This is a genomic window from Lysobacter sp. DMC104, from assembly GCF_056313665.1.
The window spans coordinates 146,730-171,994 of record NZ_JBQUZW010000010.1 but is presented as its reverse complement, the minus strand read 5'-3'; the positions used below and the strand labels follow the sequence as shown (position 1 = coordinate 171,994).

Genomic DNA, 25,265 nt, shown 5'->3' with positions numbered 1-25,265 from the left:
CGATCAATCGATGCTCACCGCCGCGGCCACGCCGCGACCAGCGCCCACAGGCCGCCGAGACCCGCGATCCACGCCGCGGCAGGCACGCCGAGCACGCGCGGGCCGCCCGCTTCCAGCGCGTACAGCACCGCCGCCACGATCAGCAGCCCGGTGCCGAGGATCGCGGAGACGATCCGCCGCTGCATCGCGTTCATGGTCGACGCCAGTTCTTCCAGGTCGCGCGAACGCATCGCGAGTTCGTGCTGGCCGGTGGTCTGCTGGGTCAGCCACGCGTGCAGCAGCTGCGGCATGTCCGGCGCGCGCGTCACCAGTTCGGGCAGGCGCTTGCGGAATTCGCCGGCCAGCCGCGTCGGGCTGTAGCGTTCGATCAGGATCTTCTCCAGCACCGGCTTGGCGACGGCCCAGATGTCGAGTTCGGGATCGAGCTGGCGACCGACGCCTTCGATGTTCAGCAGCGTCTTCTGCAGCAGGATCAACTGCGGCTGCAGCGTCAGCTCGTAGCGCTGCGCCATGCGGAAGAGCTTGACCAGCACCTCGGCGAGCGAGATCTCCGACAGCGGCCGGGTGAAATACGGCTCGCACACGGCGCGGGCGGCGGCCTCCAGCTCGTCGATGCGGTACTTCGCGGGCATCCAGCCGGCCTGCACGTGCAGTTCGGCGATGCGCCGGTAGTCGCGGTTGAAGATCGCCATGAAGTTCTCGGCGAGGTAGTACTGGTCCTCGCTGGAGAGCTGGCCGACGATACCGAAGTCGATCGCGATGAAGCGCGGATTGGCCTTGCGCGCAGGGTCGACGTCGACCCAGATGTTGCCGGCGTGCGCGTCGGCGTGGAAGAAGTTGTCGCGGAACACCTGCGTGTAGAAGACGCGCACGCCCTTCGCCGCCAGTGCCTTGCGGTCGATGCCGGCGGCGTCGAGCGCGGCGATGTCGTCGCTGGGGATGCCGTACACGCGCTCGAGCGTCAGCACGCGCTCGGCGGTGTGGCTCCAGATCACGTCCGGCACGTACAGGTCCGGCGAATCCTTCCAGAACCGGCGGATCACCGACGCGTTCGCGCCTTCGCGCTGGAGGTCGAGTTCGGCGGCGAGCGTGGTCTCGATCTCGCGCACCACCTCGCGCGGCCGGATCTTGTCGGCGCGCGGGTGCGCACGCTCGATCAGCACGGCCACGCTGGACAGCAGCGCGATATCGCCGTCGATCTGCTTCTCGATGTCCGGGCGCAACACCTTCACCACGACTTCGCGACCGCCGGGCAGGCGCGCGGCATGCACCTGCGCGATCGACGCGGACGCGAGCGGCACGGTGTCGAAATGCTCGAAGGCCTCGCGGATGTCCTGGCCCAGCGACGATTCGACGATGCGCCGCGCGGTCTCGCCGTCGAACGGCGCGACGCGATCCTGCAGCAGCGCAAGTTCCACCGCGATGTCCGGCGGCATCAGGTCGCGGCGGGTGGAGAGAATCTGTCCGAACTTGACGAAGATCGGGCCCAGCTCCTGCAGCGCGAGGCGCAGGCGCGCGCCGCGCGACATCGCCGCGACCTCGGCCGACGCACGCGGCACGAACGGGCGCGCGAGCTTGAGCCAGCGCTCGGCCGGGGTGTCGTCGAGCAGGTCGTCGAGGCGATAGCGGATCAGCACCCGGCCGATGCGCGCGGCGCGCAGGACGGCGCTCATGACGCCATCCGCTTCTGCAGCCGCGACACGCGGGCGGCGAGCCGCGCCGCGTCGTCGCGCAGCGCGTCGACGTCGTCGAGGAAAGCGTCGAGCTCCGCGCGCGGCACCACGTCGCGGGATTCCTCGGTCACGTATTCGGCCGCGGCGCCGGCGAAACGCTTGCCGCCGTCGCGCGCACCGCGCAGCGCGGCGGCGACGCCGTTCGCGATCTGCACGCCGAGCACGTCGCCGAAGACGTCGGCGAAGGGTTTCTGCCAGTCGGGATCGAAACGTTCGGCGAGGCGCTGCAGGCGGCGCGCGAGTTCGGCATCGCCCTCGATGCGCATGCGGCCGACCGGCAGCGCGTCGGCGTCGTCGCCGGCGGTGCCGAGCAGCCGCGGCAGCACGTTGCGCAGGCCGAACGACAGCGCGCCGCCCAGCGTGGTGCGCACCGCGAGGTCGGGCGCGGCCGCGGGATCGGCCGGACCGACGCGCAGCCGGTCGCCGTCGACGGTCAGCCGCAGCGCCAGCGGCGGCGCATCGGAGCCGTCGCGGCCGGCCAGCGCCAGCACCACGTTGCGGCCGTCGAGCGGCGGCAGCGCCTCGCGGGTGTCGGGATCGAGGGCGACGGCGCGGTTGAGCGCCGATTCCAGCGCGCGGCCGGCCAGCGGCTTCCAGTCGAGGGGGGAGGCGGTCATGCCCGGCATTCTAGCCGGGGGCACCGCCGGCACGGTCGCCGGGCGTTCCGCATGAGCGCCAGGGCGCGGCCCGTGCGCATCGTGAACGAGGACCGCGACGCCACGCGCGCCTTCGGCGCATCCCTCTCCCGCCGCGCGCGGCGCGGCGACCTCTCCCGCGGGCGGGGGAGAGGTGAACAGCCTGCGGCAGCAGCAGCAGCAGCAGCGGCGAGGATGAAACGACGCCGACTGCGCGCTCGCTTCGCCGCATTCACGTCGCGCGTCGAGCCCTCTCCCCTCGCGGGAGAAGGGTTGGGGAGCGGGGGCGAGGCGCGTCAGCGCGACGCCGCGGCCAGCCGCGCCAGGCCTTCGGCGATCGTCACCTTCGGCACGTAGCCGAAGTCGCGCGTCGCGGGGGCCATCGAGTACCAGTGCGTCGTGCTCAGCTGTTCGGCGAGGAAGCGCGTCATCGGCGGCTCGCCCTTGAGCGGCAGCACGGTCCACAGACCTTCGCAGACCGCACCGATGGCGTAGGCGGCGCCGAACGGCAGCGACTTGTCGACCTCCGGCGCGCCGACCGCGCGCAGCAGCGCGTTGACGATCTCGCGCACCGGCTTCGGCTCGCCGTTGCTGATGAAGTAGGCCTTGCCGGCGCAGGCCGCGCCCGGCGCGAGGTGGTCGAAGGCGTCGAAATGGGCCTGCGCGGCGTTGTCGATGTAGGTGGTGTCGATGCGGTTGTGGCCGCCACCGACGAAACGCAGCCGGCCGGCGCGGGCGCGATCGGCGAGCCGCGGCACCAGTTGCTGGTCGCCCGGACCCCAGATCAGCCGCGGCCGCAGCGCGACGGTCGCGAGGTTCACGTCGTTCGCTGCGAGCACGGCCTTCTCGGCGATGGTCTTGGTGGTCGCGTACGGCGCCTTGAAGCCTTCGCCGTAGGGCACGGTGTCGGCGGTGCCGCCTTCGACCGGATGCGTCGCGCGATGGGTCACGCTGGGCGTGGAGGTGTAGACCAACCGGCCGATGCCGTGCGCGCGGCAGGCGGCGAGCACGTTGTCGGTGCCGACGACGTTCGCCTGGTGGTAGCTGTCGTAGCTGCCCCACGCACCAGCCTTGGCCGCGTTGTGGAAGATCGCGTCGACGCCGGCGCAGGCGGCGACGACCGCGTCGCGATCGGCCAGGTCGCCGCGGATCTGGCGCACGCCCAGCGGATCGAGATCGGGGTAATGGCCACGGTTGTAGCTCGCGACCTCGTGCCCACGTTCGACCAGCCCGCGGCACAGCGCATGCCCGAGGAAACCGCCGCCGCCCGTGACCAGGATCTTCATGCCATGACCTTCATGCCGTGCCCGTGTTGCCGTGTCCGATGCCGGCGCACATGGTAACGCGGGGCCCTACCCGCGCTGCCAGCGTTGCGAAGCGCTTGTGTCCTTACTCCCTCCCTTTCGCCGGAGGCGAAGGGGAGGGTTGGGGAGGGGTGAAATCGCGCGTCAGCTCGCGATGAATGTCATCGACAACAAGCGTCGTCCTCAGCAGCACCTCTCGATTGGCATAGCGAAGTACGCGATACCCCGCCAGCACAAGCTTTGCGGTACGCACCTCGTCGTATTCGATGGCAGTCGCATGCTGATCGCCGTCCACTTCGATCACCAGTCTCGCCTGCGGACAGAGGAAATCGACGATGAAGCCCGCCAGAGGCACCTGCCGCCGGAAGCGGAATCCCTCGATCTCCCTGCGGCGAAGCGCCTGCCACAAGCGGCGCTCGGCGTCGGTCGCCTTGTTGCGCAGGCGGCGGGCACGTTGTCGCAGTGTCGTCATGGCATCTCCTGTCGTTCGCCCCCTCCCCAACCCTCCCCTTCGCCTTCGGCGAAAGGGAGGGAGAAAAGCAACGGCTCCCGCAAAGCGTCTACTGTCCGAAACGGATGCGGTGCCGGTGTACGCCACGCCAGAAGGTCGGAAATCTGCCTTGTTGCGGCTCGGAAAAGCTCCGTGGAGGCAGAGCGGGGGCGTATGCTGCGCCGCAGACCCTCTCGAGGAGCCCGCCATGCGCCGTTCGTCCCTGTCCGTCCTCATCGCCTGCCTGGTCTTCGCCACCGCGGCCGGCGCCCAGTCACTGGAACAGCAGCTCAAGGATCGCCTGCTCGGCGGCAGCTCGGGCAGCAGCACCGCAGGGCTCAGCGAGAAGGACGCCGCCGGCGGCATCCGCGAGGCGCTGGCGCAGGGCGTGGATCGCGCGGTGCGCCAGCTCGGCACCACCGACGGCTTCTTCCGCGACGAGGCGGTGAAGATCCTCGTGCCGCAGCGGCTGCGCAAGCTCGCCGACCTCGCGCGCCAGCTCGGCGCCGGCAAGAAGGTCGATGCCTTCGAGCTGTCGATGAACCGCGCCGCCGAGAAAGCCGTGCCGCTGGCGGCGGGCATCATCGCCGACTCGGTGCGCAAGATGACGCTGCAGGACGCGATCGGCCTGGTCCGCGGCGGCGACACCTCGGCCACCGATTTCTTCCGTCGCACCAGCGAGGAGAAGCTCTACGCCGCGTTCCTGCCGATCGTGCAGAAGCAGACCGCGTCGGTGGGCGTGACCCAGAAGTACAAGGACTTCTCGAAGAAGGCCGTTGGCAACGCGCTGGCCGGCGCGCTGCTCGGCGACCAGGGCATGAACGGCGCCGACCTCGACGATTACGTCACCCGCAAGACCATCGACGGCCTGTTCCACGTCATCGCCGAGCAGGAACGCCAGATCCGCCACAACCCCGGTTCGCGCACCACCGAACTGCTGCGGCGCGTGTTCAGGTGACATGACGGCACGCGCGTTGCGCACGACGCGACACCTGCGTTGAAGCAAGCGCGATACGCCGGCGCAGGGTGCGCCGCGTCCGGCCGGATTGGCGGACAACATCCGCTCCCATCGCACACGACGAGACCGCGTGCCGTTACGATCGGCGACTGCGCGCCTTCCGCTGCGCGCAGCGCCGGCCGCCCCCTTCCCCGCGACCACGCTCGCGGCACGCGGCGGCCACCGGCTTCCAGACCATCACAAGGAGAATTCGCAATGGTACGCAGCAAGCTCCACCTCGCGCTCATCGCCGCGCTCGTCGCCGCCCCACTGGCGCATGCCGCCCCGGCCGAGATGAAGGAAGCCCCCGTCGCCGCCGCACCGTCGGCCAAGGCGCTCGGCGGTGCCGAATTCGCGATCGCCACGCGCGGCCCCACGCTGGTCTCGCTGTCCGCGCCGTCGGTGATCGAGGCGCGCTCGCTCAAGAGCCGTCGCCAGGATCAGGTCAAGCATGGCCAGCCGTTCGAGATCGGCCTCGCCCGCGACGTGCCGAACCCGCGCATCGCCCTGCACAAGCTGGGCTGGCAGCGCCTGTCCGACGGCCGCCTCGCGACCTCGTTCGAAGTCGCGTCCGGCAACGCGGTCGCGATGCGCACCGCGCTGTCGCTGAAGGCGCTCGGCCGCGTCGACGCGTCCGGCGTGACCTTCCGCTTCGGCGGCAACGACGGCCGCGTGTTCGAGATGAACGGTCGCGAGTTCACCGGCAGCGACGGCGGCTGGTCGCCGGTCACGATGGGCGCCAAGAGCACGGTCGAAGTGGTGCTGGCGCGCGGCCTGCGTCCGCAGAACTTCGCGCTGTCGATGCCGCAGGTGTCGCACCTCGACATGAGCCCGATCACCAGCGAGGCCGCGATCGCCTCGGTCGCGAAGATCGGCGAAAGCGGCAGCTGCGAGAACGACATCGTCTGCCGCGTGAGCCCGACCGCGGGCTTCCTCAACGCCGAGAAGGCCGTGGCGCGCATGCTGTTCACCAAGGGCGGTGCGTCGTACCTGTGCACCGGCACGCTGCTGAACAACACCAACGCGACCAAACGCCACCTGTTCTGGAGCGCCGCGCACTGCATCAGCTCGCAGAAGGTGGCCAACACGCTGCAGACCTACTGGTTCTACAAGGCGACGACCTGCGGCGGCACCACCCAGGCCCCGGGCGCGGTCACGCTGACCGGCGGCGCGACCCTGCTGTTCGCCAACACCACGCGCGACACGCTGCTGCTGGAACTCAAGACCGCGCCACCGGCCGGTGCCTTCTACGCGGGCTGGACCAGCACCGCGATCGGCGCCACCGGCACCGCGATCGAAGGCATCCACCACCCCGCCGGCGACGCGAAGATGTATTCGCTCGGCAGCGTGACCGGCCTGAGCACCACCATCGACCGCAAGTCGCCGCTGTACCAGGTGGTGTGGAACTCGGGCGTGACCGAAGGCGGCTCGTCGGGCTCGGCGTTGTTCAAGGTCGCCGCCGATGGCACCTACCAGCTCACCGGCGGCCTCTACGGCGGCTACTCGTACTGCTCCGCGCCCAGCGACCCGGACTACTACTCGCGCTTCGCCGACGTGTATTCCAGCATCGCGACGTACTTCGGCCCGTAAGCCGACACACACGTTCCACCACGACACGACGGGCCCGGCGCATGCCGGGCCCGTTTTTCGTGAGGTCTCAGCGCATGCGTTCCGTCGCCCACGCCGCCAGCTTCTCGCGCCCGATCTTGGCGTTGTGGCGGATGTCGACCGGGAACGGCTTCGGGTGGTGCAGGAACGTCGTCACTTTCGCGGTGTGGACGAAGCCTTCGCCGAGGTGGCGGAGTTCGTCTTCGATGCGCGGCCATTCGGAGGCGGCGACGCCGACGCGCAACTCGACGCACAGCACCGGCCGCTGCGATCCGAACACACCGAGGCCGACCAGCGCGGTGCGGCGCACGTCGGGATGGGCGTTGAACACGGGCTCGACCTGCTCGGTGCACAGCGTGTCGTCGGCGGTGACCACGCGCTGCGTCTTGCGGCCGCAGAACCACAGCCGCCCTTCCGCATCGAAATAGCCGAGGTCGCCCATGCGGTGGACGATGCGCTCACGCCCGTCGGGCAGCGTCTCGCGGATCTTCGCCAGCCGCGTCTGCGCTTCTCGGCCGAAATATTCGTCGGTGGCGGTGGGACCGGCGACGGTGATCTCGCCGACCAGTCCGCCCTGCACCACGAGATCGTCCGACCAGCGTTCGATCGCCGCATCGTCGACGCGAATCAGGCGCACCTCGTTCGGCGGCACCGCGCGGCCGACGCAGGTGCCGGCGCCCTGCTCGGTGCGCTCGCGCAGCGTCAGCAGTTCGCGGCCTTCGATGATCGCGACCGGCAGGCATTCGGTGGCGCCGTAGGGCGTCCAGAAATTCGCATCCGGCGGCAGCAGCGAGCGGATCTTCGCGACCACGTCGGCCGGCACCGGCGCGCCAGCCGACATCACCGTCTTCACGCCCGCCAGCGGCTGGCCGTGGTCGGCCAGCACGCGCATCAGCGCCGGCGAGCCGAACAACTGGTCCACGCCGAAGCGCGCGATCGCCGCGTGCAGCTTGCGCGGATCGGCCTGCGCCGGCCGCGTCGGGTCCATGTCGGGGATGATCGAGGTGGTGCCGAGCGCCGGATCGAACAGCGCGAACGGCGGGAACGTCGGCAGGTTGGTACCGCCCGGCGCGATCCCGAACGCCTGCCCCAGCAGCGCGATCTGGCCGACGAAGTGGCGGTGGCGGTAGACCACGCCCTTCGGAATCCCGGTCGAGCCGCTGGTGAACAGGATCGCGGCGACATCGTCGGGCGCGGTGTCGGCCAGCTGCGGCCCGGCGCCCGCACCGGCGCGTTCGAGCTCGGCCAGCGTCACGTCGGCGAGGACTGCACGCGCGCCTGTGGTCACGCGCACCTTCGCGCCGCGCGCCCAGCGCAGCAGCACGCGCGCGACCTGCGCCAGCGGGATGCCGATGAACGCCTCCGGCTTCGCTTCGTCCAGGCACTGCCGCAGCGCGCGGCGGTCGATGCCGGGATCGACCAGCACCGGCACCGCGCCGGCCTTGAACAGCGCGAACATCAGCAGGAAGAACTCGGGCGTGGGCCGCACCATCACCACCGTGCGGGTGCTGCGGACGATGCCGCGGGTCGCGAGCCCGGCGGCGATGGCATCGCTGCGGCGGTCGAGGTCGGCGTAGGTCAGGGCGATGTCGTAGGCGCCGTCGCGGCCGGGGCAGCGCATCGCCACCTGGTCGGGCCGGGCCGCGGCCAGCGGCGGCAGGCAGGCGGCGATGTTGCAGGGCGTGGCGGGGGCGTCGGCGGTCGTCATGCCGGCATTGTCCCCCGCGGGCGACCCCGGTTGCCAATCGTTGCGGCTGGGGCAGAATGCGGCCGCTCCCGTCCCTCGGCCATACCGCCGCGATCCCGCATGCCGCATCCCTGCCTGTCCTGCGGCGCCTGCTGCGCCGCCTACCGCGTCAGCCTGCACTGGTCGGAGGCCGAACCGTCGCTGGGCGGCGCGGTGCCGGTCGCGCTGACCGAGGTGCTGGACGGCCACCGGCTGTGCATGCGCGGCACCTGGGCCGAGCGCCCGCATTGCATCGCGCTCGCCGGCACGGTCGGCGACGCGGTGCACTGCACGATCTACGACGCCCGCCCGTCCCCGTGCCGCGAGCTGCGGATGTCGTGGGAAGACGGTGGCCCGAATCCGCAGTGCGACCGGGCCCGCGCCGTGTACGGGCTGCCGCCGCTGACGCAGGACGCGGTCGCGGCGGCGCTCGCCGCCGATTGAGGAGCCTCAGCGCACCGGGCGCAGGCGTGCGAGCGGCCCGGGCAACCGCGGGCCGCGGCCGTCGTCGACGAGCCCCGCGGCGACCAGCCGCCGGAACGGCGCGAACGTCGCCGCAGCCTGCAGCGCGATGCGGCGCAGGCGTTTCGCCGGCGCGCGTTCGTCGGTGTAGAGACCGGTCAGCCACTGCGTCGCGAGGTACAGCGGCCGCGTCGCCCGGCGATGGGCGCGTTCGTAGTCGGCCAGCAGCGCCGGCGTCCAGTACGGCCGGCCGGCGGCGCGCGCGCCGCGGATCGCCTTCGCCAGCGTGTCCTGGCCGAGCAGGCCGAAGTTGAAGCCGTGCGCGGTCACCGGATGCATGCCGACCGCGGCATCGCCGATCGCGACGAAGCGTTCGGCCGCGAATTTGCGCGGATACACGCCGACCAGCGGGTACGCACAGCACGGGCCGGTGAACGTCATCGCGCCCAGCCGGCCGCGGAATCGGCGGGTCATGTCGGCGCCGAAGGCCTCGGGAGCCTGCGCCTGCACCGCGGCGGCCTCGGCGTGCGGCAGGGTCAGCACCACCGACGACGCGTGGCGGTCGCGCAGCGGCAGCAGCGCCAGCGTCTGGCCGTAGTCGAACCATTCCCACGCGGTCTGTTCGTGGTCGCGCTCGTGGCGCACGCGGCAGACCAGCATGGTCCGGCCGAAGTCGCGCATGTCGGCGCCGATGCCCATCGCCCGGCGCGTCTCGGAGAAGCGGCTGTCGGCGGCGACGATCAGGTCGCAGCGCAGCGTGGTGCCGTCGTCCAGCCGCACCTCGGCACCGTCGGCATCGGTGCGCACGCCGGTGACGTTGCGGCCGTCGAACAAGGTCACGTCGGGGTTGCCCATCGCTTCGGCGAAGACGGTGCGCCGGATCGCATGGTTCGGCACCAGCCAGCCGAGCTGGTCGCGGCCGCTGTCCTCGTGGCGGAAACGCAGGCCGTCGACGTCGTCGCCGTCCAGCACCAGCGCGTCGCGCAGCACCGACGGTTCGTCCTCGGTCAGCCGGGCCCACAGGCCGAGATCGGCCATCAGTCGCTGCGAGCGGTGGGTCAGCGCGATCTCGCGGCCGTCCTCGGCGGGTTCGGCCAGCGCCGCGCGCGACTGGCGCTCGACCAGCGCGATGCGCAGGCCGCTGCCGGCCAGCGAGCGGGCGAAGCAGAGCCCGGCCGGCCCGGCACCGACCACGACGAGGTCGAACGCGGTCTCGGACGGACGCAGGGAAGTGCCGGTTGCCTCGGCCATGACGCGCCCTCGCGGCGATTGCGGAGGCGGCAGGTTAGGCGTCGAGACCGGGCGCGGCGTTGATCCGGGTCAAGCGGGGCGGACGGCCGCCCCCGTCCCGGTAGAGCGTGGGCGTTGCCGCCTCAGAGCGGATGCGCGTCCAGGAATCGCCGCATCGCCGGCACCAGCACCTCGTGCTTGTCTTCCAGCACGTAGTGGCCGGCGTCCTCGAACGCCTGCGACTCGGCATTCGGCAACGCACGCTGGAAGCCTTCCAGGAAATGGTGGTCGAACACGAAGTCGCGCAGGCCCCAGCCGATGAAGGTCGGGCGATCGGCGAAGGCCGGCAGGCGCTTGCCCGCGGCCTCGACCAGCGACCACGCCGCATCCTTCGGCCCCAGCGGAATGTCCTGCACGAAGCGCAGGGTCGAGATGCGGTTCGCCCACGAGTCGTACGGGGCCAGGTACGCCTTGCGCACGTCGGCCGGCATTTTCTTCACCACGCCGTCGCTGGCGGCACCGGCGGCGAACGCGTTGAAACCGCGGATCAGCAGCGCGCCCAGCTTCATGTCGCGGCCGAGCGTGAGCTGCCACGGCATCGGCTTGGCCGGCGGCAGCGGGAACGCGGCGGTGTTGGTGATCAGCAGCCGGCGCACCTGCGCCTCGTGCGACAGCGCCCAGCCGAAACCGATCATCCCGCCCCAGTCGTGCACGGCCAGCGTCACCGGCCCGTCGACGTTCAGATGCTTGAGCAGCGCGGTCAGATCGTCGACGCGCGACTGCAGCGTGTAGCGGTAGCGATCGTCGCCGGGCTTGTCCGACAGGCCCATGCCGACGTGGTCCGGCACGATGCAGCGGTAGCGATCCTTCAGCCCCAGCACCAGATGCCGCCAGTAGAAACTCCACGACGGGTTGCCGTGCAGCATCACGACGATCTCGCCGTCACGCGGGCCCTCGTCGAGGTAGGACATCGCGATGCCCGGACGGACCTCGAAACGCTGCGGGGTGAAGGGGTAGTCGGGGTAACGGGAAGCGGTCATCGGCGGCATCGGCGCGGGAAAGCGTTCCACCGCGCGCGGCGGCCAGGGAACAGGGCCGCCAAGGATAAGCCCTGCCCCCGGGTTTGGCACCGCGGCGGACCGGCCGCCGCGGGAGCCGTCAGGGTCCCGGCTTGCCCAGCAGGCGGTTCGAGAACTCGTCCAGCGCCTGCTTCAGCTGCTCCTCGCGCAGGGCCACTGCCAGCGCCGGCCCCTCGGTGGGCATCGCCCGGGCCCGCTTGCCCGCGGCCGGCGGGGGCGCCGCCGGCAGGGACGTCAGGCGCTCGGCCAACAGCGCCAGCACCTGCTGCAACTGCACCTGCTGCTCGGCATGGCGCTCGAACCAGTCCGCGCCGGGCGACGCCATCGCCGACGGGGCGATCGGCGATGGAACCGGCGGAACAGCGGCCGGCGCCGCCAACCGCTCGGACAGCCGTTCGAGCGCGGCGAGCAACTGCGGCCAGGGCGCCTCCGCGTCCGGCCGGGGCTCGGCGGCCGGCGTCTCCGCCGCGGACGCCGGCGTGGCCAGCCCGCGCACGCTCTCGACCAGATCGTGCAACTGCGCCACGACGCGCGGCCCGACCTCGGCCTCGCCCGCGCCGGTGGCGCGGTCGCGCTGGAAGTCGCGCTTGATCTGCGCCCAGCGCGCGGCCTGCGTGGCGTCGAGCGTGCCGCGCAGTTCGCCGAGCCGCAGCAGGTTCTCCTCCGCGCCACCGGTGAGCAGTTGTGCCTCGCCGCGGTAGTGGTCGGCGATCAGCTGCTGAACCTCCGCTTCGTTCATCGCCGGCGAAAGCTTCTCCGCGAGCTTGTTCATGTTGCGGTAGCTGCCCTGCAGCTTGAACGGCGGCTCGGTGCGGTAGCGATCGGCCTGCGCCGCGCTGGCGATGTACTGCCGGTTCACCGCGTACACGGTATCGCGCACGCGGACCAGCCGCTGCAGCGTCGCCACGATCTCGTCGATCTCCGCAGGGCCGTAGGCGTGCGACAGCGTGGCGGACGAGAACGGCCGGCCCTCGGCCTTGTCGACCAGCTTGTGCAGGTCGCCCGGATCGCGCTGGGCCAGCGGCGCCAGCACCGGATTGGAGGTCAACGCGTTCTCGAGATAGCTCAGCAGGAACGCCTGCTCGCGCCCGCCCAGCACGTCGCCGAGGTTGTAGACGTCGGCGCGGTTGGCCAGCATGTCGGGCACGCGGAAGACCTCGCCCGATTCGGTGTAGGGATTGCCGGCCATCACCACGCAGAACTTGCGCCCGCGCAGGTCGTACGTGCGGGTGCGCCCGCGCCACACGCCCTCGATGCGCCGCGTGCCGTCGCACAGCGAGATGAACTTCTGCAGGAATTCCGCATGCGTGTGCTGGATGTCGTCGACGTACAGCATCACGTTGTCGCCCATCTCCAGCGTGAGGTTGAGCTTCTCCAGTTCCTGCCGCGCGGTGGCGTCCGGCGCCTGCGCCGGATCCAGCGAGCGCACGCCGTGGCCCAGCGCCGGGCCGTTGATCTTCATGAAGATCAGGCCCAGCTGGTGCGCGACGTATTCCATCAGCGTGGTCTTGCCGTAGCCCGGCGGCGAAATCAGCATCAGCAGGCCCATCAGGTCGCTGCGCTTGGCTTCGCCCACAGTGCCCATCTGCTTGGCGAGGTTGTCGCCGACCAGCGGCAGGTAGACCTCGTCGATCAACCGGTTGCGCACGAACGACGTGAGCGGCTTCGCCTGGAATTCCGACAGTCGCAGCGCCTCGCGTTCGCGCGCGACCAGCGCCTGTCGCAGGGCCTGGCAACGACGGAAGCGCGGGACGAACTCGTCGCGATGCCGGCGCAGGCGTTCGGCGAAGTCATCCACGCCGAGCACCACCGCACCGTCGACGATGCGCGCGTGTTCGGACAGCAGCCCGTCCACGCGCATCTGCAATTCGGTCTCGCGCACCTGCGCCAATGCCTCGTCGCCCAGCAGCAGCAACGCGGCCGCCTCCGGCGCGTACGTCGCGAGCGCAGCATGCGCCGGATCGGCAGCCAGCCCTGTGCACCACTGCATCGCCAGGCGCCAGCGCGCACCGAGCGTGTCGCCGGACACCGCGAGTGCCGACAGCAGGTCGTCCCACAGGCGTTCGCCTTCCAGTCGCTGGCGCAGCGCCTCGCGCAGCTCGCGCGCGTAGCGGCTGAACACGAACGGCTGTCGCGGCGCCGCCAGGATGTCGACGAGATAGGCCGCGGCGCGCGCATGCAGCGTCGCATCGAAGGCCAGCGTCTCGGCATCGGCCAGCGTGCGCAGCGTGTCGGCGATCTCCGCGCGCAACGCTTCCAGGCCCGCACGATGCGCGAACACGCGATCAATGCCCTGCGCGCTGCGCGCGCGGTCGGGCCAGCGCGCAGCCTCGAGCCGGCTACGCAGCGCTGCCCACGCGACGCTGGCCCATGCGCGCGCGTCGGGCCCGTGCGCGAGCGCACCGGCGGCATCGCGCAGCGGCAGCAGCGCGGACAGCAGGCGCGCGGCATCGTGATCGTGGATGCCCTTCTCGTAGCCGTCGCGATAACGCTGCGCAGCAAACTCGCGCACGGTCTTCGCCAGCGTGTCGGGCTGGGGGCGTTCGCTGCGCAAGCGTTCGAGGCTCAGCCCGTCGTGTCCCTGCTCGGCCGCAGACAGCAGGTCGCCGGCCAGGTATTCGGCGCGCGCCAGCAGCGGCGATTCGGATTCCAGCGTCGCGCTCCACACATCGCGCAGCACATCGAGTTCCACGTCCTGCACCGGCGCGAAATAGCCGGTGCCGGTGAGATGCAGCGCGAGGCCATCGCCGCGCGGCAACAGGGTGAGGTCCAGCGCCTGCGTGTTGACGCTGAAGCGATGGCGCGGGCCGAGGCGGACGACATTGCCGCCGGCCTCGAACAGATCGCTGCGGTCGCGCAGCGTCCGCATCGACTGGTCGCGCGCGCGCTTGAGCCGCGACTCGATGTCGTCGGCCTTCACGCTGTCCTTCAGCTCGCGCAGCCGCGCGGCGAGATCACGCAGCTTGACCACCAGCGGATCGCCGGCGAAGAACGCGTTCAGCGCATCCGCGTCGCCGAGCCGTTCGGTGCGACGCGGCAGCCCGTCGAGGATGCGCGCCGCGGCGTCGGCAAGCGATTGCGCGCGACGCTGGCGCTCGTCGACCAGCGTCTGCTTGTGCGCCTCGAAGGTCTCGATCAGCTCCTCGCGCTTGGTCGCGATGTCGGCCAGGAACGTGTCGTGCTCGCCGAAGCGGCCTTCGATTTCCTCCAGTTGCAGCAGCAGCCGCGACAACGCCTGGTCGCAGGCGTCGGGATCGCGTGCGCCCGACAGTGCACCGGCGATGCCCTGCCCGAACAGCGCAAACTGCGCACCGAACTGCGCCACCGCCTCGCCTTCGCCGAGCGTCTTGCGCCGCTGCTCGGCACGGGCCCGTGCCTGGTTGAGCTTCGCGTACAGCGCGGACAGTGTTTCGACCACGCGCGTGCGCTGCGCGGCATCGTCCACCGGCAACGTCGCCATCAGCTCGGACAACATGTCGAGGTCGGCGGACAGCGTGCGCATCGCTTCCAGCGGCGCGCGCAGCGCGGCGACGCCCGTCGCCTGCCGGGCTTCGGTGTCGAGCGCGCGGATGCGATCCTCGCAGGGCTGCAGCACGCGCGCATCGGCGAGATAGGCGCCGGCCGCGGCCGACGTGCGCGTTTGCGCCTCCAGCATCGCGGCTTCGTGCGCCGCAATGGCGTCGACATCGGCGTAGCGCGCCTCGCGCAGCGTCATCCAGCGGCCACGCTGGGACGACAGCGCGTTCAACACATCGACGCAGTCCTGCACGCGCTCCCAGCGATCGGGATGCAGTCGGTCGAACAACTCGCGTTGGCGCGCCTCGGCCTCCGCCATCGCCTCGGCCGCACTGCGGCGCAGGCTTTCGACCTTCTCGTATTCGTCGAGCACCGACTCGCTGCTGGCGACGATTTCCCGCAGCAGCGGTGCGAGGCCGTCGCAATGCGCGTCCTCGATCCAGTGGTGCCGGTCGAACAGCCGGCGCGCGCTCTGGGTCAGGCGCTGGTAATGCGCCGCCGAAAGCGCGACGGCAGCGATCTCGCGGGCGAGGTCCAGCAGGTCGGACAGCCCTCGGACGAGTTCGGCATTGCCGACCTTGCCGAAGAAGCCCTCGCCGCGCGGCTGGCGCAGCGCGTGCGCCTCGGACGCGAACGGCGTGCGCCAGACCTGCATCGGATGCACGCGCGTCGGCGTGTCGTCGGCGCTGAAGATCACCATGCGGCCGTCGTCGAGGCGCGCGCAGCCGTGGCCGATCACCGGCGGCTGCATGCCGCGCTCGATGGTGTTGTAGACGAACAGCGCGATGCGACCGTCTTCCGGCGCATAGAACAGGTACAGCACGTCCTCGCCATTCGGCGCGCGCACCGCGCGATGGAAGCCCATGCCCTGCACGTCCTGGTCGAACGTGCGCATTTCGCCGTTCTGCAGCAGGTAGCCGCCGGGGAACACGATGCCGTGGTCCTCCGGCAACTGCACGCAGGCCTGCCCGATCGCATCGATCCGATGCACGCGCCGCGATGCCGGGCTGTACGCCAGATGCCGCCAGACGGTCTCTCGATACGGCAGCACGCGCAGCAGCACCAGCGCGCCGACCTTCGCGTATTCGATGCGCGCATCGTCCAGCGACTGCGTGCGATCCTCGACCGGCTCGCTGTAGATGCCGAGGCCGGAGTCGGTGTTGTTCTCGATCTTGACCGTGAGATCTCCGTTGACCGTCTCCACGAACACCGTGTCGAGGATGTTCATGTGCGGATGCTTGCCGGCCACCGCCTGTTCGCGGCCGGCGCGCTGCCACTCGAAATCCCGGGCCGGCGGCGGCGCGATGTCGCGCTCGCCGCGGTTGTCGACATAGCGCACGGCGCCATCCGCGGCCACGCTCCAGCGCAGCACGCGCACGTCATCGATGCGTTCGCCGATCTGGAACGACGCCAGCAGCAGCCCGTCCCGCGTCGACAGCTGCAGGAGCCGCGCGTGCTGGTAGTAGGCGAAGAGTTCGCCGAAATCCTTGACGAAGGCGGGCTCGGCCAGGAAGGTGCCGGCCGGATCCACCGGCACCACGTCGTAGCCTTCCGGGCCTTCGACCAGCCGGTACAACGAGAACACGTCCTCGACCCGGGTGGTCTTCTTCAGCCCCATGAACACGTTGTAGCCGAACAGCAGCGCATCGCCGACCTCGACGATGTCACGCGGGATACAGTTGTGCTCGGTGGCGATCCGCACGCGGCCGATCGCTTCCATCCGACTGCTGCCGAAGACCTGCAGCCGCTCCGCATTCAGCGCCTCGACGCGCGCGCGCAGCGTGGCGCCCTGCGCATCCAGACGGCGCCTCAGCACCTCGTAGGCGCCGCCTTCGGCGACGGCCGTTTCAACCTGCGATGGCGACTCGACCTGCACTGATCCTGCCTCCGGATTCTTCGATTCCCAGGGGTTCGCCACACGTTCGCCAAGCGTCGGCGTGGCGCATCGACCCCATGATCGACCCCATATCCGCCGGCGATGCCGGCATGCGATGCAACGACTATGTCTCGACCATCGACGACAACACGCCCAGCAGCACCATGCCCGCAATGCCCGCCACACCGAGCAGCACCGGCACGCGATTCATGCTGTACCGGGAAATGCCGTAGAACACGGCATAAGGCCAGAACATCCAGGCGATGAAGCCGTGGAGCCAGCCTTCCCGGTCGAACGCGATCATCGCCAGCCACGCATACCCCACGATCATCATGGCCGCGGCCAAAAGCACGCCGCACAACAGGGCATACGCGGCCCAGTCACCGGGCGCGCCCCCCTGCGTCATGGCCCCCCGACCATCCGCCGCACCAATCAGTTCGTACGCGATCCATGCGAAGGTGGAGGCGAGCGCAAGGCCGAACAGCCGCAGCGGCCCTCTGCCCTGCTCGCGCGTCCTGATCGCATGACGCACGGCATACGGAAAGCAGGACGCGGAGAAGAGACCTGCCGCCAATCCCTCATCCCTGAACACTTTCGTCATCATCCATATCATGACGATGATCCACAGCGAGGTCGTGGTCATCCAGCCAAGAACGCTCATCGTGTCCCCTCCTTCATGGTGGCGCAGGCACCGCATGTCGCGCGAACCGGAAAGGGCATCGCGCGACCCCGTGTCGAACCGTTTCCCGCATCAGAGCTTGAGCGTCTTCCGCTTGTGCACGAAGTAGCCCGCCAGACGCCAGTCGCCATCGACCTGCATCATCACCACCTGTTCGGTGCACGTGGCTTCGAAGCACGCCAGCTGGTTGACGAAGGTCGCATAGCGGCCTTCCGGCCAACCCCCGGCAGCGGAATGGAACCGGCCATGCGCGACCATGCGTTGGTAGCCGGGCGGGACGAGCTTGCGGATCATGGCGCCCTGCTTGACGAACGCCTCCCGGCCCATGGCCTTCTTCAGCGCCGGTGCGCTCTTGTCCCAGGCTTCGCCGAAGCGGTTGACGTCGACATCGTCCAGTACGCGCATCTCCGCCATGAAAGCCTCGTCCTTCTCCCGGTCGGTGAGTTCGATCGGGTCAGCCAGGCTGCCGGTGGACACGTTGAACCGGCAACCGGCCACACCCAACGCCAGCAGCGCGACCAGCGCGATGCCACCCCACGTGCCCGCACACTTCCGTCCGTCCATCGTCTTCCCTCCACATCGCTTCGTGCGGACCGCGGCATTCGCGGATGCCGCGGTCCGGCCGGGATCAGGCGTCTTCCGCCTGCATGGCGTCGGCCACGACCGGCGCAGGCTTGCCCGCACCCGGCTGCAGCGACAGCAGTTTCTGGATGAGTTCCTGCACGATCGGACTCTTCGACGCCACGCCTTCCACCGCCTTGCCGACCGACAGCGCCTTCGCGAACGAGTCGAAGAACGCGCCCTCGCCGCCGACGATGTCGATGTTGGCCTTGGCCAGCGCGGTCGACAGCACTTCGGCCTGCTCGCGGGCAATGTCCTTGTTCGCGGCGATGCCGGCCATCGCCTGCTCGAAGGTTTTCTCCAGCTGCATGCGGAACTCCTCGTGCGCGCGCGCCTGGTCGCTGAGCGAGCCCAGCGCCGCAAACTTCTCGTTGAGGCCTTCGGCCTCCGAACGGTACTTCTCGCGCATGACCTCGGCCTGCGAGAAGCCGACGCGCTTGATCACGTCCGCTTCGACCGTGCCCTTTTCCTGCGCGCCCTTCGCTTCGGCGCCCAGCGTCTCGGCGACGACGCGGGCCTTGGCGAGGCCTTCCTTTTCGAGCGCCGCGGCCGACACCTCGCGCACGCGCGCATCGGCCAGGCCCGGCGCGGCGCGCTCGGCTTCGATGCCCTCGGCGAGGCGCTTCTTCGCTTCGGCCTGCTTCGCCGCGGCCTCCAGCTCGGCCTGCGCGATCGTCGTCATTTCCACCGCCTTGTGGCGCGACGCCGTCTCGTCGGCTTCGGCCTGCTTGACCTGGCGCACCAGTTCTTCCTCGGCACGCGCCTGCGCGGCCATGATCTTCACCTGCTTCTGGCGATCGGCCTCGGACACCTGGCGCACTTCCTTGATGCGCTCCTCTTCCTGGGCCACGGTCTTCTCGACCGCGACTCGCTCGCGCACGACGTTGGCGATGTCCTTGCGCTCGACTTCCAGCGCCTTTTCCTTTTCGATGCGCTGCAGTTCGACCTCACGCTCGCGCGCGACGATCTCCAGCTCGCGGGCGCGATTGACCTTCTCCACCTCGATGGCGACGGCACGCTGGCGGTTCTGGCCGGCCACCTCGACCTCGCGCTGGCGGTTCTGCTCGCGGATGTCGAGCTGTTCCTGCACCGCGATGCGGGCCTGTTCGGCCTTCAGGCGCTCTTCTTCCTGCACCTTGTGGGTCTCGGCTTCCTCGCGGGCGCGGATGGTCGCGATCTCGCGCTGCTGGCGCGCCTCGGCATCGGCCTGCTGGCGTTCGAGCGCCAGCATCGCCTCGCGCGTCTCGACGTTCTTCTTGCTGATCGCCAGCTCCTCGTTGCGCGCCAGCTCGTTGGTGATGACGTTCTGCGCGGCGGTCAGCTCGGTGATCTTGCGGATGCCCTCGGCGTCCATGATGTTGCTGGGATCGAGCGCCGACTTCGGCGTCTGCTCCAGGTAATCGATCGCCACGTCCTCCAGCACGTAGCCGTTGAGGTCGTTGCCGATCACCTCGACGATGCGGTCGCGGAATTCCTGGCGGTTCTCGAACAGCTTCACGAATTCGATCTGCTTGCCGACCGTCTTCAGCGCCTCGGAGAACTTGGCGTTGAACAGCTCGTTCACCGCGGCCTTGTCCGACGCGCGATCGACGCCGATCGCCTTGGCGACCTTCAGCACGTCCTGCGGCGTTTCGTTGACGCGCAGGTAGAACGCCACGGTGATGTCGGCACGCATGTTGTCACGGCAGATCAGGCCGTCCTTGCCGCGGCGATCGACCTCCAGGGTGATGAGGGAGATCTTCATGAACTCCTTCTTGTAGATCACCGGGTAGACCAGCGCGCCGGTGAAATGCACCTTCGGCGTCGCCGACAGGTCGTTGACGATCAGTGCGGTGCCCTGCGGCACCTTGACGTAGAACGCCTTGAACAGGCCGACGATGCCGAGCAGCATCAGGACGATGGCGCCCGCGACGGTCAGGATCGGAAGGATGGTTGCGCTGAACATCGGTGTCACTCCATTCGGAATGTGTTGCGGTCTCTGAAACGGATCAGGCGCAGGCCGTCGCGACGCCCGTCGCGACCGGGCAGGGCCTACAGTCGCTCGAACGCCTCGGCGGACATCACCCGGTAGGCGTTGTGGTCTTCCAGGTACTCGATCAGCACGACGCGATCGCCGCGGACGAACTGTCCGGGCACGTCGGCGCGCACCTGCAGAATCAGGCCGGCGCCGCCGTCGTCGACCTCGGCGGTGCCGCTCTCGCGGGTGATCTCGGGGCTGCGCACGATGGCGTGGCGACCCAGCAGCGGACGCTGCGAGACCGGTTCGTAGCGATGCAGCAGGCGGCGCACCGGCGTCAGCACCAGCCGGCCGACCGGGATCGACACCAGCAGCCCGCCGATCGCGGTCGCGGTGCGCGCGACGCCGGCGATCAACCCGGTCGGCAGCGCGCGCAGCACGAACAGGTCGGTGAAGTAGCAGAACAGCCAACCGACGATGGCGATGATCGTGAACACCACCATCACCGGCACGCCGTGCAGGCCGAACTTCATCAGGAAGCCGCCCGCATCGCCGCCATGGCCGTGCGCATGGTGGTGTCCGCCGACATCGAGGCCGAGGTCGTGCCCGCCGAAACCGTCCGGCAGCAGGCCGTCGATCGTGTCGATGTGCAGGATGCCCAGCGCCGACAGCAGCCAGTGCACCGTGACCACCAGCAGCAGCACGGTGTACACGACGGTCGGAAACGACGTGACGATGTCCAGGAACGATGCCATCGAATTTTCCCCTCGGTCCGGCGGCGATGCGCCGGTCCCGTGTCCGGTCAGTCGGCCTGCCGCTTCAATCGCGACAGCACCGAATCGGTACGATCTTCTTCCGCGATGATCCCGGCGCGACGCAGCCGCGCCTCCAGCGCATCCTCTTCACCGTCCAGCGCCGCGTCCGCGTCGATCCGCGCATCGCGCTCGCCCTGGCGACGCCGGATGCGTTCCAGCGAATCCAACGCCGTGCGTACGCGCTCGTCGGATTCGCGCCGCCGGCTGGCGACGGCGGCCTGCGCGCGCTGCACGCTTTCGGTGGCGCGCACGGTGTCGACCTGTTGCTTGAGCCGCTGGATCGTGGCCTCGAAGCGCGCCGCGGTCGCGCGCAGCTGGGCCACGCCGTCGGCGAAGTCCTTCACCCGCGCGGCTTCGCCGTCGCGTTCGATCTCCAGCAGCGCGATCTTCGCGGCCACCTCGCGTGCCAGCGCGTCCTCGCCCGCCTTCAGCGCCTTCAGCGCGTAGCCCTCGTATTCGGCCAGCTTTGCGTTCGCCGCCTCCAGCCGGTCCGACGCGACCTTGCCGCGCGCCAGCGTCTCGGCCAGCGTCGCGCGCACCCGGTGCAGCTCGCTGGCGTGGTCGCGGATCTCCTGGTCGAGGATGCGCAGCGCCTGGCTGTCGGCGATCGCTTCGCCCAGTTCGTTCACGCCGCCGCGCACCGCGGCGACCAGGCGCTGCCACAGCGCCGGTGCGACCTCGGGCGTCGGTTCGGGCGCGGGCGCGGCGCCCTTGCGCGAACGTCCCTTCGTGCTCATGCGGCCACCCGCAGGTCGCGCAGATGCGGCGCGTAGGCCTCGGTCGCGCGGATGGTGTTGTCGGCGAGCGTGTCGACCTCGAACAGCACGTCGGCCAGCGACGAGCTCGAGCTGAGCGCGCCGAACATGATGTAGACGTCCTCGCCGTCGATCACCTCGATGCCGAGCGTCGACAGCGGAAACAGCTTGTGGGTGCGCAGCACTTCCTCGTTGAAGGCGGCGACGTCGGCGACCTGTTCGACCGGCCACAGCAGCGCCTGGACCACGATCTGCCGGCCCACCACCGCCATGAACAGCGGCAGATCGCCGTAATCGTGCATCACGAGGTACAGACCGGGCTCCGCGCCTTCGATCAGTTCGATCGAGAACGCGCCGTCGCGGACGCGCTCGCACGCGGCCAGCGCATCGTGCAGCGCCAGGGCCGACCACACCGGGGTTTCGCGCATCACCTCTTCTCCCTCCATCGCGTCCGGCGGGACGAGCCCGCCGGAACGACGCATCTGCCGCTCGATCGCCACCAGGGCGTCGGCGTACTCCGGCAACACCCACAGCTCCTTCTTCACCAGCCCCTGCTCGCGCAGGCGGTCGCGGTGGCGACGTTGGTAGAAGGCGGAGCTGCGGCGTTCCATGGGCGGCAGACTAGAGATCACATGTGAGTCCGTCAACATATCACATGTGTGATTCCGACGAGCGGCGACCGCCCTCGCCGGCACACGGCTTCCGGCCCGGCACGCGGGCAACAAAAAACCCCGGCCGGAGCCGGGGTTTCGGGGGTTTGCCTGAAGCGGTCGCTTACCAGACCACTTCCGCCATCGAGCAGTTCAGGCCGGAGCCGATGCCCAGCAGGGCGATGCGGTCGCCCTTCTTCAGACGGCCCATCTCGCGCAGCTTGCTCAGCACGATCGGCACGGAAGCCGGGCCGATGTTGCCGTGTTCGCCGAAGATGGTCATGACCTTCTTGGGGTCGATGCCGAAGGCGTCGACGAAGGCCTTGGTGTGGACCTTGCTGACCTGGTGGATGACGAACTCGTCCAGCTCGTCCACGGCCCAGCCCAGCGCCTGGCGGGCGGCGATGAAGGTCTTCTGCGCCAGCTTCAGGCCTTCGGTCAGCAGCATCTTGGTATCGGTGACCATGCGGTCGAGGTTGCCGCGGCAGAGGGTGTTCCACTGCGTGGCGGCGCGGGTGACGCCGCCGCGGTAGCGCGGTGCGCCTGGGGCCAGTTCGGCGCGGGCCAGGACCATGGCGGCGGCGCCGCAGCCGAGGGTCAGCGTGGCCATCTCGTTGCGGAACTCTTCCTCGGTGGCGTCCGGACGGGACATGCGCTCGAGGGTCTTCTCGTAGGCAAGATTGGCGGTCTCGCCGTCGACGATCAGCGCGTAGTCGATCTCGCCGCGCTCGATCATCCGGCTGGCGATGTCCATGCCGTTGAGGAAGGCGAGGCAGGCGTTGGCGACGTCGAAGTTCTGGCAGGTGTCGGGCAGGCCGAGGTTGCCGCTGACGATGCTGGCCGTGGACGGCTCGAGGTAGTCGCGGCTGACCGAGGTGTTGACCAGCAGGCCGATCCGGGAGGGGTCGACGCCCGCGTCGGCAAGCGCCTTCACGCCGGCCAGGGTGGCGGCGTCGGAGGCCTGGACCTCGTCGTCCCACAGGCGGCGCGCGTGGATGCCGGCAACGTCCTCCAGGACATTGGTCTTGATGCCCAGACGATCCAGGGTGGGCCGCAGGCGGGCGTTGATCTCGGCGGTGGTCAACTGACGCGGGGCGTCGATGTGAGCCAGACCGGCGATGGCGACGTGTTGAAACAGCATGGAGGGTGGCCGTCAGCAGGCAGGAACCGCATAGGGTAGCGCCTTCCCCCCGGCTGCGCATGGGAAAACCGGGCCGGTGGTCGCATTTCCGGCGTTCTCCAGCCCCGGAATCCGCCCCCGGGCCGACAACCGGGCGCCGCGCGGGCGTCGACGCATGGCGATCGGCCCATGCCCGGGACGCCGACGGCCGGCAGACTGGCGCCTCCCCCGGCAGACAGGAGTGGCAAACGATGGCGCGTTTGATCGTGGATGCGGTGTCCCAGGAGTCCAAATCGGTGCACGAGGACGGTTACGTCCTGCTGCTGTTCGTATCGGTGTCCCGGGCGGACACGGGCGCCGCGGTCAACGGGCTGGGCCGGGAACACTTCCGGGTCTGCTCGCCGCTGGGCGCGGTGTTCGAGATGAACATCCTCGGCGCCGAGGAGTTGGACTGGGAGCCGGCCGACACCGAGGCCGCCGGCTGCTACAGCCTGCGCGTGGCCCGGAAGTGGGCGCACAGCGGCGAGCTCAGCGAGTGGAACCGGCTGGAATCGGCCTGCTTCGGCGTGCAGGTGCGGGTGCCGGGCGCCGACGGCACGGTCGACCAGGGCCAGACCGCGGTGCGGATCGACAGTTGCGGCGCCCGCGGCTGAGCCGCGGTCAGCGCGGATCGCGGACCCAGGCCCACGCCGCACAACGACGCACGCCGGCATCGGGGTGCGCCTCGAAGCGTTCGCGCCAGCGCCGCTGCCGCGCCGGATCGGCCTCGACCTTCGACAGCACCCAGGCCAAGCGCTCCAGCCGGTGGGGCTCACCGCGTCGCCATTCGGCGTCGATGACCGGCTCCCAGAACGCGGGCAGCAGCCGGGCGAGCACGTCGCGGAGCGCTGCGGCTTCGCCGCTGCCGAGGTACTCCGCCAGCGCCCAGTCCGCCTCGGCATCCGGCAGGCAGGCGCCCAGTGCCTTGAACACAGCGGCACGCGCCTGGCGGTTCCAACTGTTCCAGTCGTCGCGCCCGGCATGGGCGGCGAGCAGCACCTTCAGTCGTTCGACCGAGGCCACGTCGCCCCAGTCGCCGAGCGTGGCGATGGCCGTGGTGCGCAGCCCCCACCATTTGTCGGCGAGCGCGGCCTCGACTTCAGCGCGGGCGTCGGGATCGGGCCTGTGCGTGCCCAGCGCATGCAGGCGGTCGCGACGCTCGCCCAGCAGGTTCGCGCCCGGATGCGCACGCTGCGTGCGTCGCGCACGCCGGCAAGGCAGGCAGCGCACCGCGGTGCTGTCGATCGGGCCCAGCCGCTCTTCGTACCACCACTTCTGCTGCCTGGCGGTCCACACCTGCTCCAGACCGCAGTCGCGACAGGTGAAGACCTTGTCGACGTAGAACGCCGGCAGCGCGGCGTACGTGTTGTTGTGGCGGACGAGCAACGCACGATCGGCGTCCTCGACGCCGGCGCCGGACCACGCCACGCCGTGCGGCGGGACGCGCAGGCGTTCTTCCAGCCGTTTCGCGCGTTCGAGCCGCTTCTGTCGCAGTTCCTCGCGGCGCTGGCGGCCGCTCTTCACTGCCTGCAGCGCCAGGCGATGAAACGCTGCTCGCCGGAGGCCGGCGGAGCGACCGGCTGCACGGTGTCGGCGCCGATGCCCGGCGCTTCGTTGCGGGCCAGCGTTTCCAGTTCGTCGCGCACTTTCAGCGGATTGCGCTTGTAGTACAGGAGGTTGTCCTTCACCGACACCTCGACCTCGCCACGCTTCTCGCAGCCGACCGGCGCGTCGGCGACCACGCGCACACGATCGGCGCCCGGCGCCATGTGCACCCAAGTGCAACCCGCGAGCATGCCCAGTGCCACGACGCACGCGATTCGGCGCGGGACCATCGACGAACTCCCTGAAAACACGATGCCCACCATGATGGCGGGCATCGTTCGCGGCTCGCAACCGATCGAGGTCGTGCAAGGACCTCGCGATTCACCCTCGGCGGCCGCATGCGCGGCGCCGAGGTCTGCGAGGCATCA

At 70.1% G+C, this 25,265-nt stretch carries 22 protein-coding genes; 4 read left to right on the top strand and 18 right to left on the bottom strand.

The window, feature by feature from the left end:
* Positions 1-14: 14 nt before the first annotated feature.
* From ubiB to ACT53R_RS14020, 5 genes are all read right to left on the bottom strand, one after another.
* Positions 15-1,673, bottom strand: coding sequence for a ubiquinone biosynthesis regulatory protein kinase UbiB (ubiB, locus tag ACT53R_RS14040; protein ID WP_476172515.1), 1,659 nt, complete (start codon positions 1,671-1,673; stop codon positions 15-17).
* Positions 1,670-2,359 (bottom strand): ubiquinone biosynthesis accessory factor UbiJ, encoded by a 690-nt coding sequence (locus tag ACT53R_RS14035; RefSeq protein WP_476172514.1) that lies wholly within the window; start codon positions 2,357-2,359, stop codon positions 1,670-1,672. The genes ubiB and ACT53R_RS14035 overlap by 4 nt, the downstream gene beginning before the upstream one ends.
* On the bottom strand, positions 2,347-2,604 hold the full coding sequence (locus ACT53R_RS14030; RefSeq protein ID WP_476172513.1) for a twin-arginine translocation signal domain-containing protein: 258 nt from the start codon (positions 2,602-2,604) through the stop codon (positions 2,347-2,349). Before ACT53R_RS14030 ends, ACT53R_RS14035 begins: the two co-directional genes overlap by 13 nt.
* A 60-nt stretch (positions 2,605-2,664) precedes the next feature.
* Positions 2,665-3,654: a 2-alkyl-3-oxoalkanoate reductase gene (gene oleD, locus ACT53R_RS14025; protein ID WP_476172512.1), complete on the bottom strand. Its 990-nt coding sequence runs from the start codon at positions 3,652-3,654 to the stop codon at positions 2,665-2,667.
* A 103-nt stretch (positions 3,655-3,757) separates the two neighbouring features.
* Entirely contained in the window at positions 3,758-4,144 is a 387-nt protein-coding gene (locus tag ACT53R_RS14020; protein ID WP_476172511.1) for an endonuclease domain-containing protein, read from the bottom strand.
* 226 nt (positions 4,145-4,370) lie between these two features.
* On the opposite strand from ACT53R_RS14020, the gene ACT53R_RS14015 reads away from it, so the two are divergent.
* Positions 4,371-5,120 (top strand): DUF4197 domain-containing protein, encoded by a 750-nt coding sequence (locus tag ACT53R_RS14015; protein ID WP_476172510.1) that lies wholly within the window; start codon positions 4,371-4,373, stop codon positions 5,118-5,120.
* A gap of 255 nt (positions 5,121-5,375) precedes the next feature.
* Positions 5,376-6,749 carry a trypsin-like serine peptidase gene (locus ACT53R_RS14010; RefSeq protein ID WP_476172509.1) on the top strand — a complete coding sequence of 458 codons (1,374 nt, stop codon included), beginning with the start codon at positions 5,376-5,378 and terminating at the stop codon, positions 6,747-6,749.
* Between the two features lie 67 nt (positions 6,750-6,816).
* On the opposite strand, the gene oleC is transcribed toward ACT53R_RS14010, so the two are convergent.
* Complete coding sequence (oleC, locus tag ACT53R_RS14005; RefSeq protein ID WP_476172508.1) at positions 6,817-8,475, bottom strand: olefin beta-lactone synthetase; 1,659 nt, start codon at positions 8,473-8,475, stop codon at positions 6,817-6,819.
* Between the two features lie 99 nt (positions 8,476-8,574).
* Between oleC and ACT53R_RS14000 the strand changes: the two genes are divergently transcribed.
* Complete coding sequence (locus tag ACT53R_RS14000; protein WP_476172507.1) at positions 8,575-8,937, top strand: YkgJ family cysteine cluster protein; 363 nt, start codon at positions 8,575-8,577, stop codon at positions 8,935-8,937.
* A 6-nt stretch (positions 8,938-8,943) separates the two neighbouring features.
* On the opposite strand, the gene ubiM is transcribed toward ACT53R_RS14000, so the two are convergent.
* The 10 genes from ubiM to ACT53R_RS13950 form a co-directional block, all read right to left on the bottom strand.
* The gene (ubiM, locus tag ACT53R_RS13995; protein ID WP_476172506.1) at positions 8,944-10,206 is read right to left on the bottom strand and encodes a 5-demethoxyubiquinol-8 5-hydroxylase UbiM; all 1,263 of its coding nucleotides are present in this window, start codon (positions 10,204-10,206) and stop codon (positions 8,944-8,946) included.
* Between the two features lie 122 nt (positions 10,207-10,328).
* Positions 10,329-11,225 carry an alpha/beta fold hydrolase gene (locus tag ACT53R_RS13990; protein ID WP_476172505.1) on the bottom strand — a complete coding sequence of 299 codons (897 nt, stop codon included), beginning with the start codon at positions 11,223-11,225 and terminating at the stop codon, positions 10,329-10,331.
* Between the two features lie 118 nt (positions 11,226-11,343).
* Positions 11,344-16,656 (bottom strand): DNA repair ATPase, encoded by a 5,313-nt coding sequence (locus tag ACT53R_RS13985; RefSeq protein WP_476172504.1) that lies wholly within the window; start codon positions 16,654-16,656, stop codon positions 11,344-11,346.
* Between the two features lie 124 nt (positions 16,657-16,780).
* Complete coding sequence (locus tag ACT53R_RS13980) at positions 16,781-17,317, bottom strand: hypothetical protein (RefSeq protein WP_476172503.1); 537 nt, start codon at positions 17,315-17,317, stop codon at positions 16,781-16,783.
* A gap of 90 nt (positions 17,318-17,407) precedes the next feature.
* Positions 17,408-17,899, bottom strand: coding sequence for a DUF4019 domain-containing protein (locus ACT53R_RS13975; protein WP_476172502.1), 492 nt, complete (start codon positions 17,897-17,899; stop codon positions 17,408-17,410).
* Between the two features lie 64 nt (positions 17,900-17,963).
* On the bottom strand, positions 17,964-19,901 hold the full coding sequence (locus ACT53R_RS13970) for a flotillin family protein (protein ID WP_476172501.1): 1,938 nt from the start codon (positions 19,899-19,901) through the stop codon (positions 17,964-17,966).
* 86 nt (positions 19,902-19,987) lie between these two features.
* On the bottom strand, positions 19,988-20,668 hold the full coding sequence (locus tag ACT53R_RS13965) for a hypothetical protein (protein ID WP_476172500.1): 681 nt from the start codon (positions 20,666-20,668) through the stop codon (positions 19,988-19,990).
* A 47-nt stretch (positions 20,669-20,715) separates the two neighbouring features.
* On the bottom strand, positions 20,716-21,465 hold the full coding sequence (locus tag ACT53R_RS13960) for a PspA/IM30 family protein (RefSeq protein ID WP_476172499.1): 750 nt from the start codon (positions 21,463-21,465) through the stop codon (positions 20,716-20,718).
* Positions 21,462-22,094 (bottom strand): biofilm formation regulator BacA, encoded by a 633-nt coding sequence (gene bacA / locus ACT53R_RS13955; protein WP_476172498.1) that lies wholly within the window; start codon positions 22,092-22,094, stop codon positions 21,462-21,464. Before bacA ends, ACT53R_RS13960 begins: the two co-directional genes overlap by 4 nt.
* Before the next feature lie 163 nt (positions 22,095-22,257).
* Positions 22,258-23,274 carry a 3-oxoacyl-ACP synthase III gene (locus tag ACT53R_RS13950; protein WP_476172497.1) on the bottom strand — a complete coding sequence of 339 codons (1,017 nt, stop codon included), beginning with the start codon at positions 23,272-23,274 and terminating at the stop codon, positions 22,258-22,260.
* 230 nt (positions 23,275-23,504) lie between these two features.
* Here ACT53R_RS13950 and ACT53R_RS13945 point away from each other — a divergent pair, with 230 nt between their 5' ends.
* A complete protein-coding gene (locus ACT53R_RS13945; protein ID WP_476172496.1) occupies positions 23,505-23,906 on the top strand; it encodes a hypothetical protein in 402 nt (133 codons plus the stop codon).
* Positions 23,907-23,913: 7 nt separating this feature from the next.
* On the opposite strand, the gene ACT53R_RS13940 is transcribed toward ACT53R_RS13945, so the two are convergent.
* Positions 23,914-24,816 carry a zinc-ribbon domain-containing protein gene (locus ACT53R_RS13940; RefSeq protein WP_476172495.1) on the bottom strand — a complete coding sequence of 301 codons (903 nt, stop codon included), beginning with the start codon at positions 24,814-24,816 and terminating at the stop codon, positions 23,914-23,916.
* Complete coding sequence (locus ACT53R_RS13935) at positions 24,813-25,127, bottom strand: DUF4156 domain-containing protein (protein WP_476172494.1); 315 nt, start codon at positions 25,125-25,127, stop codon at positions 24,813-24,815. Before ACT53R_RS13935 ends, ACT53R_RS13940 begins: the two co-directional genes overlap by 4 nt.
* Positions 25,128-25,265 lie beyond the last annotated feature (138 nt).

Excerpts from the sequence above, each read along its gene's own strand:
- ACT53R_RS14010 (WP_476172509.1), top strand. The coding sequence starts at position 5,376 with ATGGTACGCAGCAAGCTCCACCTCGCGCTCATCGCCGCGCTCGTCGCC.
- ACT53R_RS13960 (WP_476172499.1), bottom strand. The coding sequence starts at position 21,465 with ATGAGCACGAAGGGACGTTCGCGCAAGGGCGCCGCGCCCGCGCCCGAA.
- oleD (WP_476172512.1), bottom strand. The coding sequence starts at position 3,654 with ATGAAGATCCTGGTCACGGGCGGCGGCGGTTTCCTCGGGCATGCGCTG.
- ACT53R_RS13935 (WP_476172494.1), bottom strand. The coding sequence starts at position 25,127 with ATGGTCCCGCGCCGAATCGCGTGCGTCGTGGCACTGGGCATGCTCGCG.
- ACT53R_RS13990 (WP_476172505.1), bottom strand. The coding sequence starts at position 11,225 with ATGACCGCTTCCCGTTACCCCGACTACCCCTTCACCCCGCAGCGTTTC.
- ACT53R_RS13980 (WP_476172503.1), bottom strand. The coding sequence starts at position 17,317 with ATGAGCGTTCTTGGCTGGATGACCACGACCTCGCTGTGGATCATCGTC.
- ACT53R_RS14020 (WP_476172511.1), bottom strand. The coding sequence starts at position 4,144 with ATGACGACACTGCGACAACGTGCCCGCCGCCTGCGCAACAAGGCGACC.
- ACT53R_RS13945 (WP_476172496.1), top strand. The coding sequence starts at position 23,505 with ATGGCGCGTTTGATCGTGGATGCGGTGTCCCAGGAGTCCAAATCGGTG.
- bacA (WP_476172498.1), bottom strand. The coding sequence starts at position 22,094 with ATGGAACGCCGCAGCTCCGCCTTCTACCAACGTCGCCACCGCGACCGC.
- ubiB (WP_476172515.1), bottom strand. The coding sequence starts at position 1,673 with ATGAGCGCCGTCCTGCGCGCCGCGCGCATCGGCCGGGTGCTGATCCGC.
- oleC (WP_476172508.1), bottom strand. The coding sequence starts at position 8,475 with ATGACGACCGCCGACGCCCCCGCCACGCCCTGCAACATCGCCGCCTGC.
- ACT53R_RS14035 (WP_476172514.1), bottom strand. The coding sequence starts at position 2,359 with ATGCCGGGCATGACCGCCTCCCCCCTCGACTGGAAGCCGCTGGCCGGC.
- ACT53R_RS13950 (WP_476172497.1), bottom strand. The coding sequence starts at position 23,274 with ATGCTGTTTCAACACGTCGCCATCGCCGGTCTGGCTCACATCGACGCC.
- ACT53R_RS14000 (WP_476172507.1), top strand. The coding sequence starts at position 8,575 with ATGCCGCATCCCTGCCTGTCCTGCGGCGCCTGCTGCGCCGCCTACCGC.
- ACT53R_RS14015 (WP_476172510.1), top strand. The coding sequence starts at position 4,371 with ATGCGCCGTTCGTCCCTGTCCGTCCTCATCGCCTGCCTGGTCTTCGCC.
- ubiM (WP_476172506.1), bottom strand. The coding sequence starts at position 10,206 with ATGGCCGAGGCAACCGGCACTTCCCTGCGTCCGTCCGAGACCGCGTTC.
- ACT53R_RS13975 (WP_476172502.1), bottom strand. The coding sequence starts at position 17,899 with ATGGACGGACGGAAGTGTGCGGGCACGTGGGGTGGCATCGCGCTGGTC.
- ACT53R_RS13965 (WP_476172500.1), bottom strand. The coding sequence starts at position 20,668 with ATGGCATCGTTCCTGGACATCGTCACGTCGTTTCCGACCGTCGTGTAC.
- ACT53R_RS13970 (WP_476172501.1), bottom strand. The coding sequence starts at position 19,901 with ATGTTCAGCGCAACCATCCTTCCGATCCTGACCGTCGCGGGCGCCATC.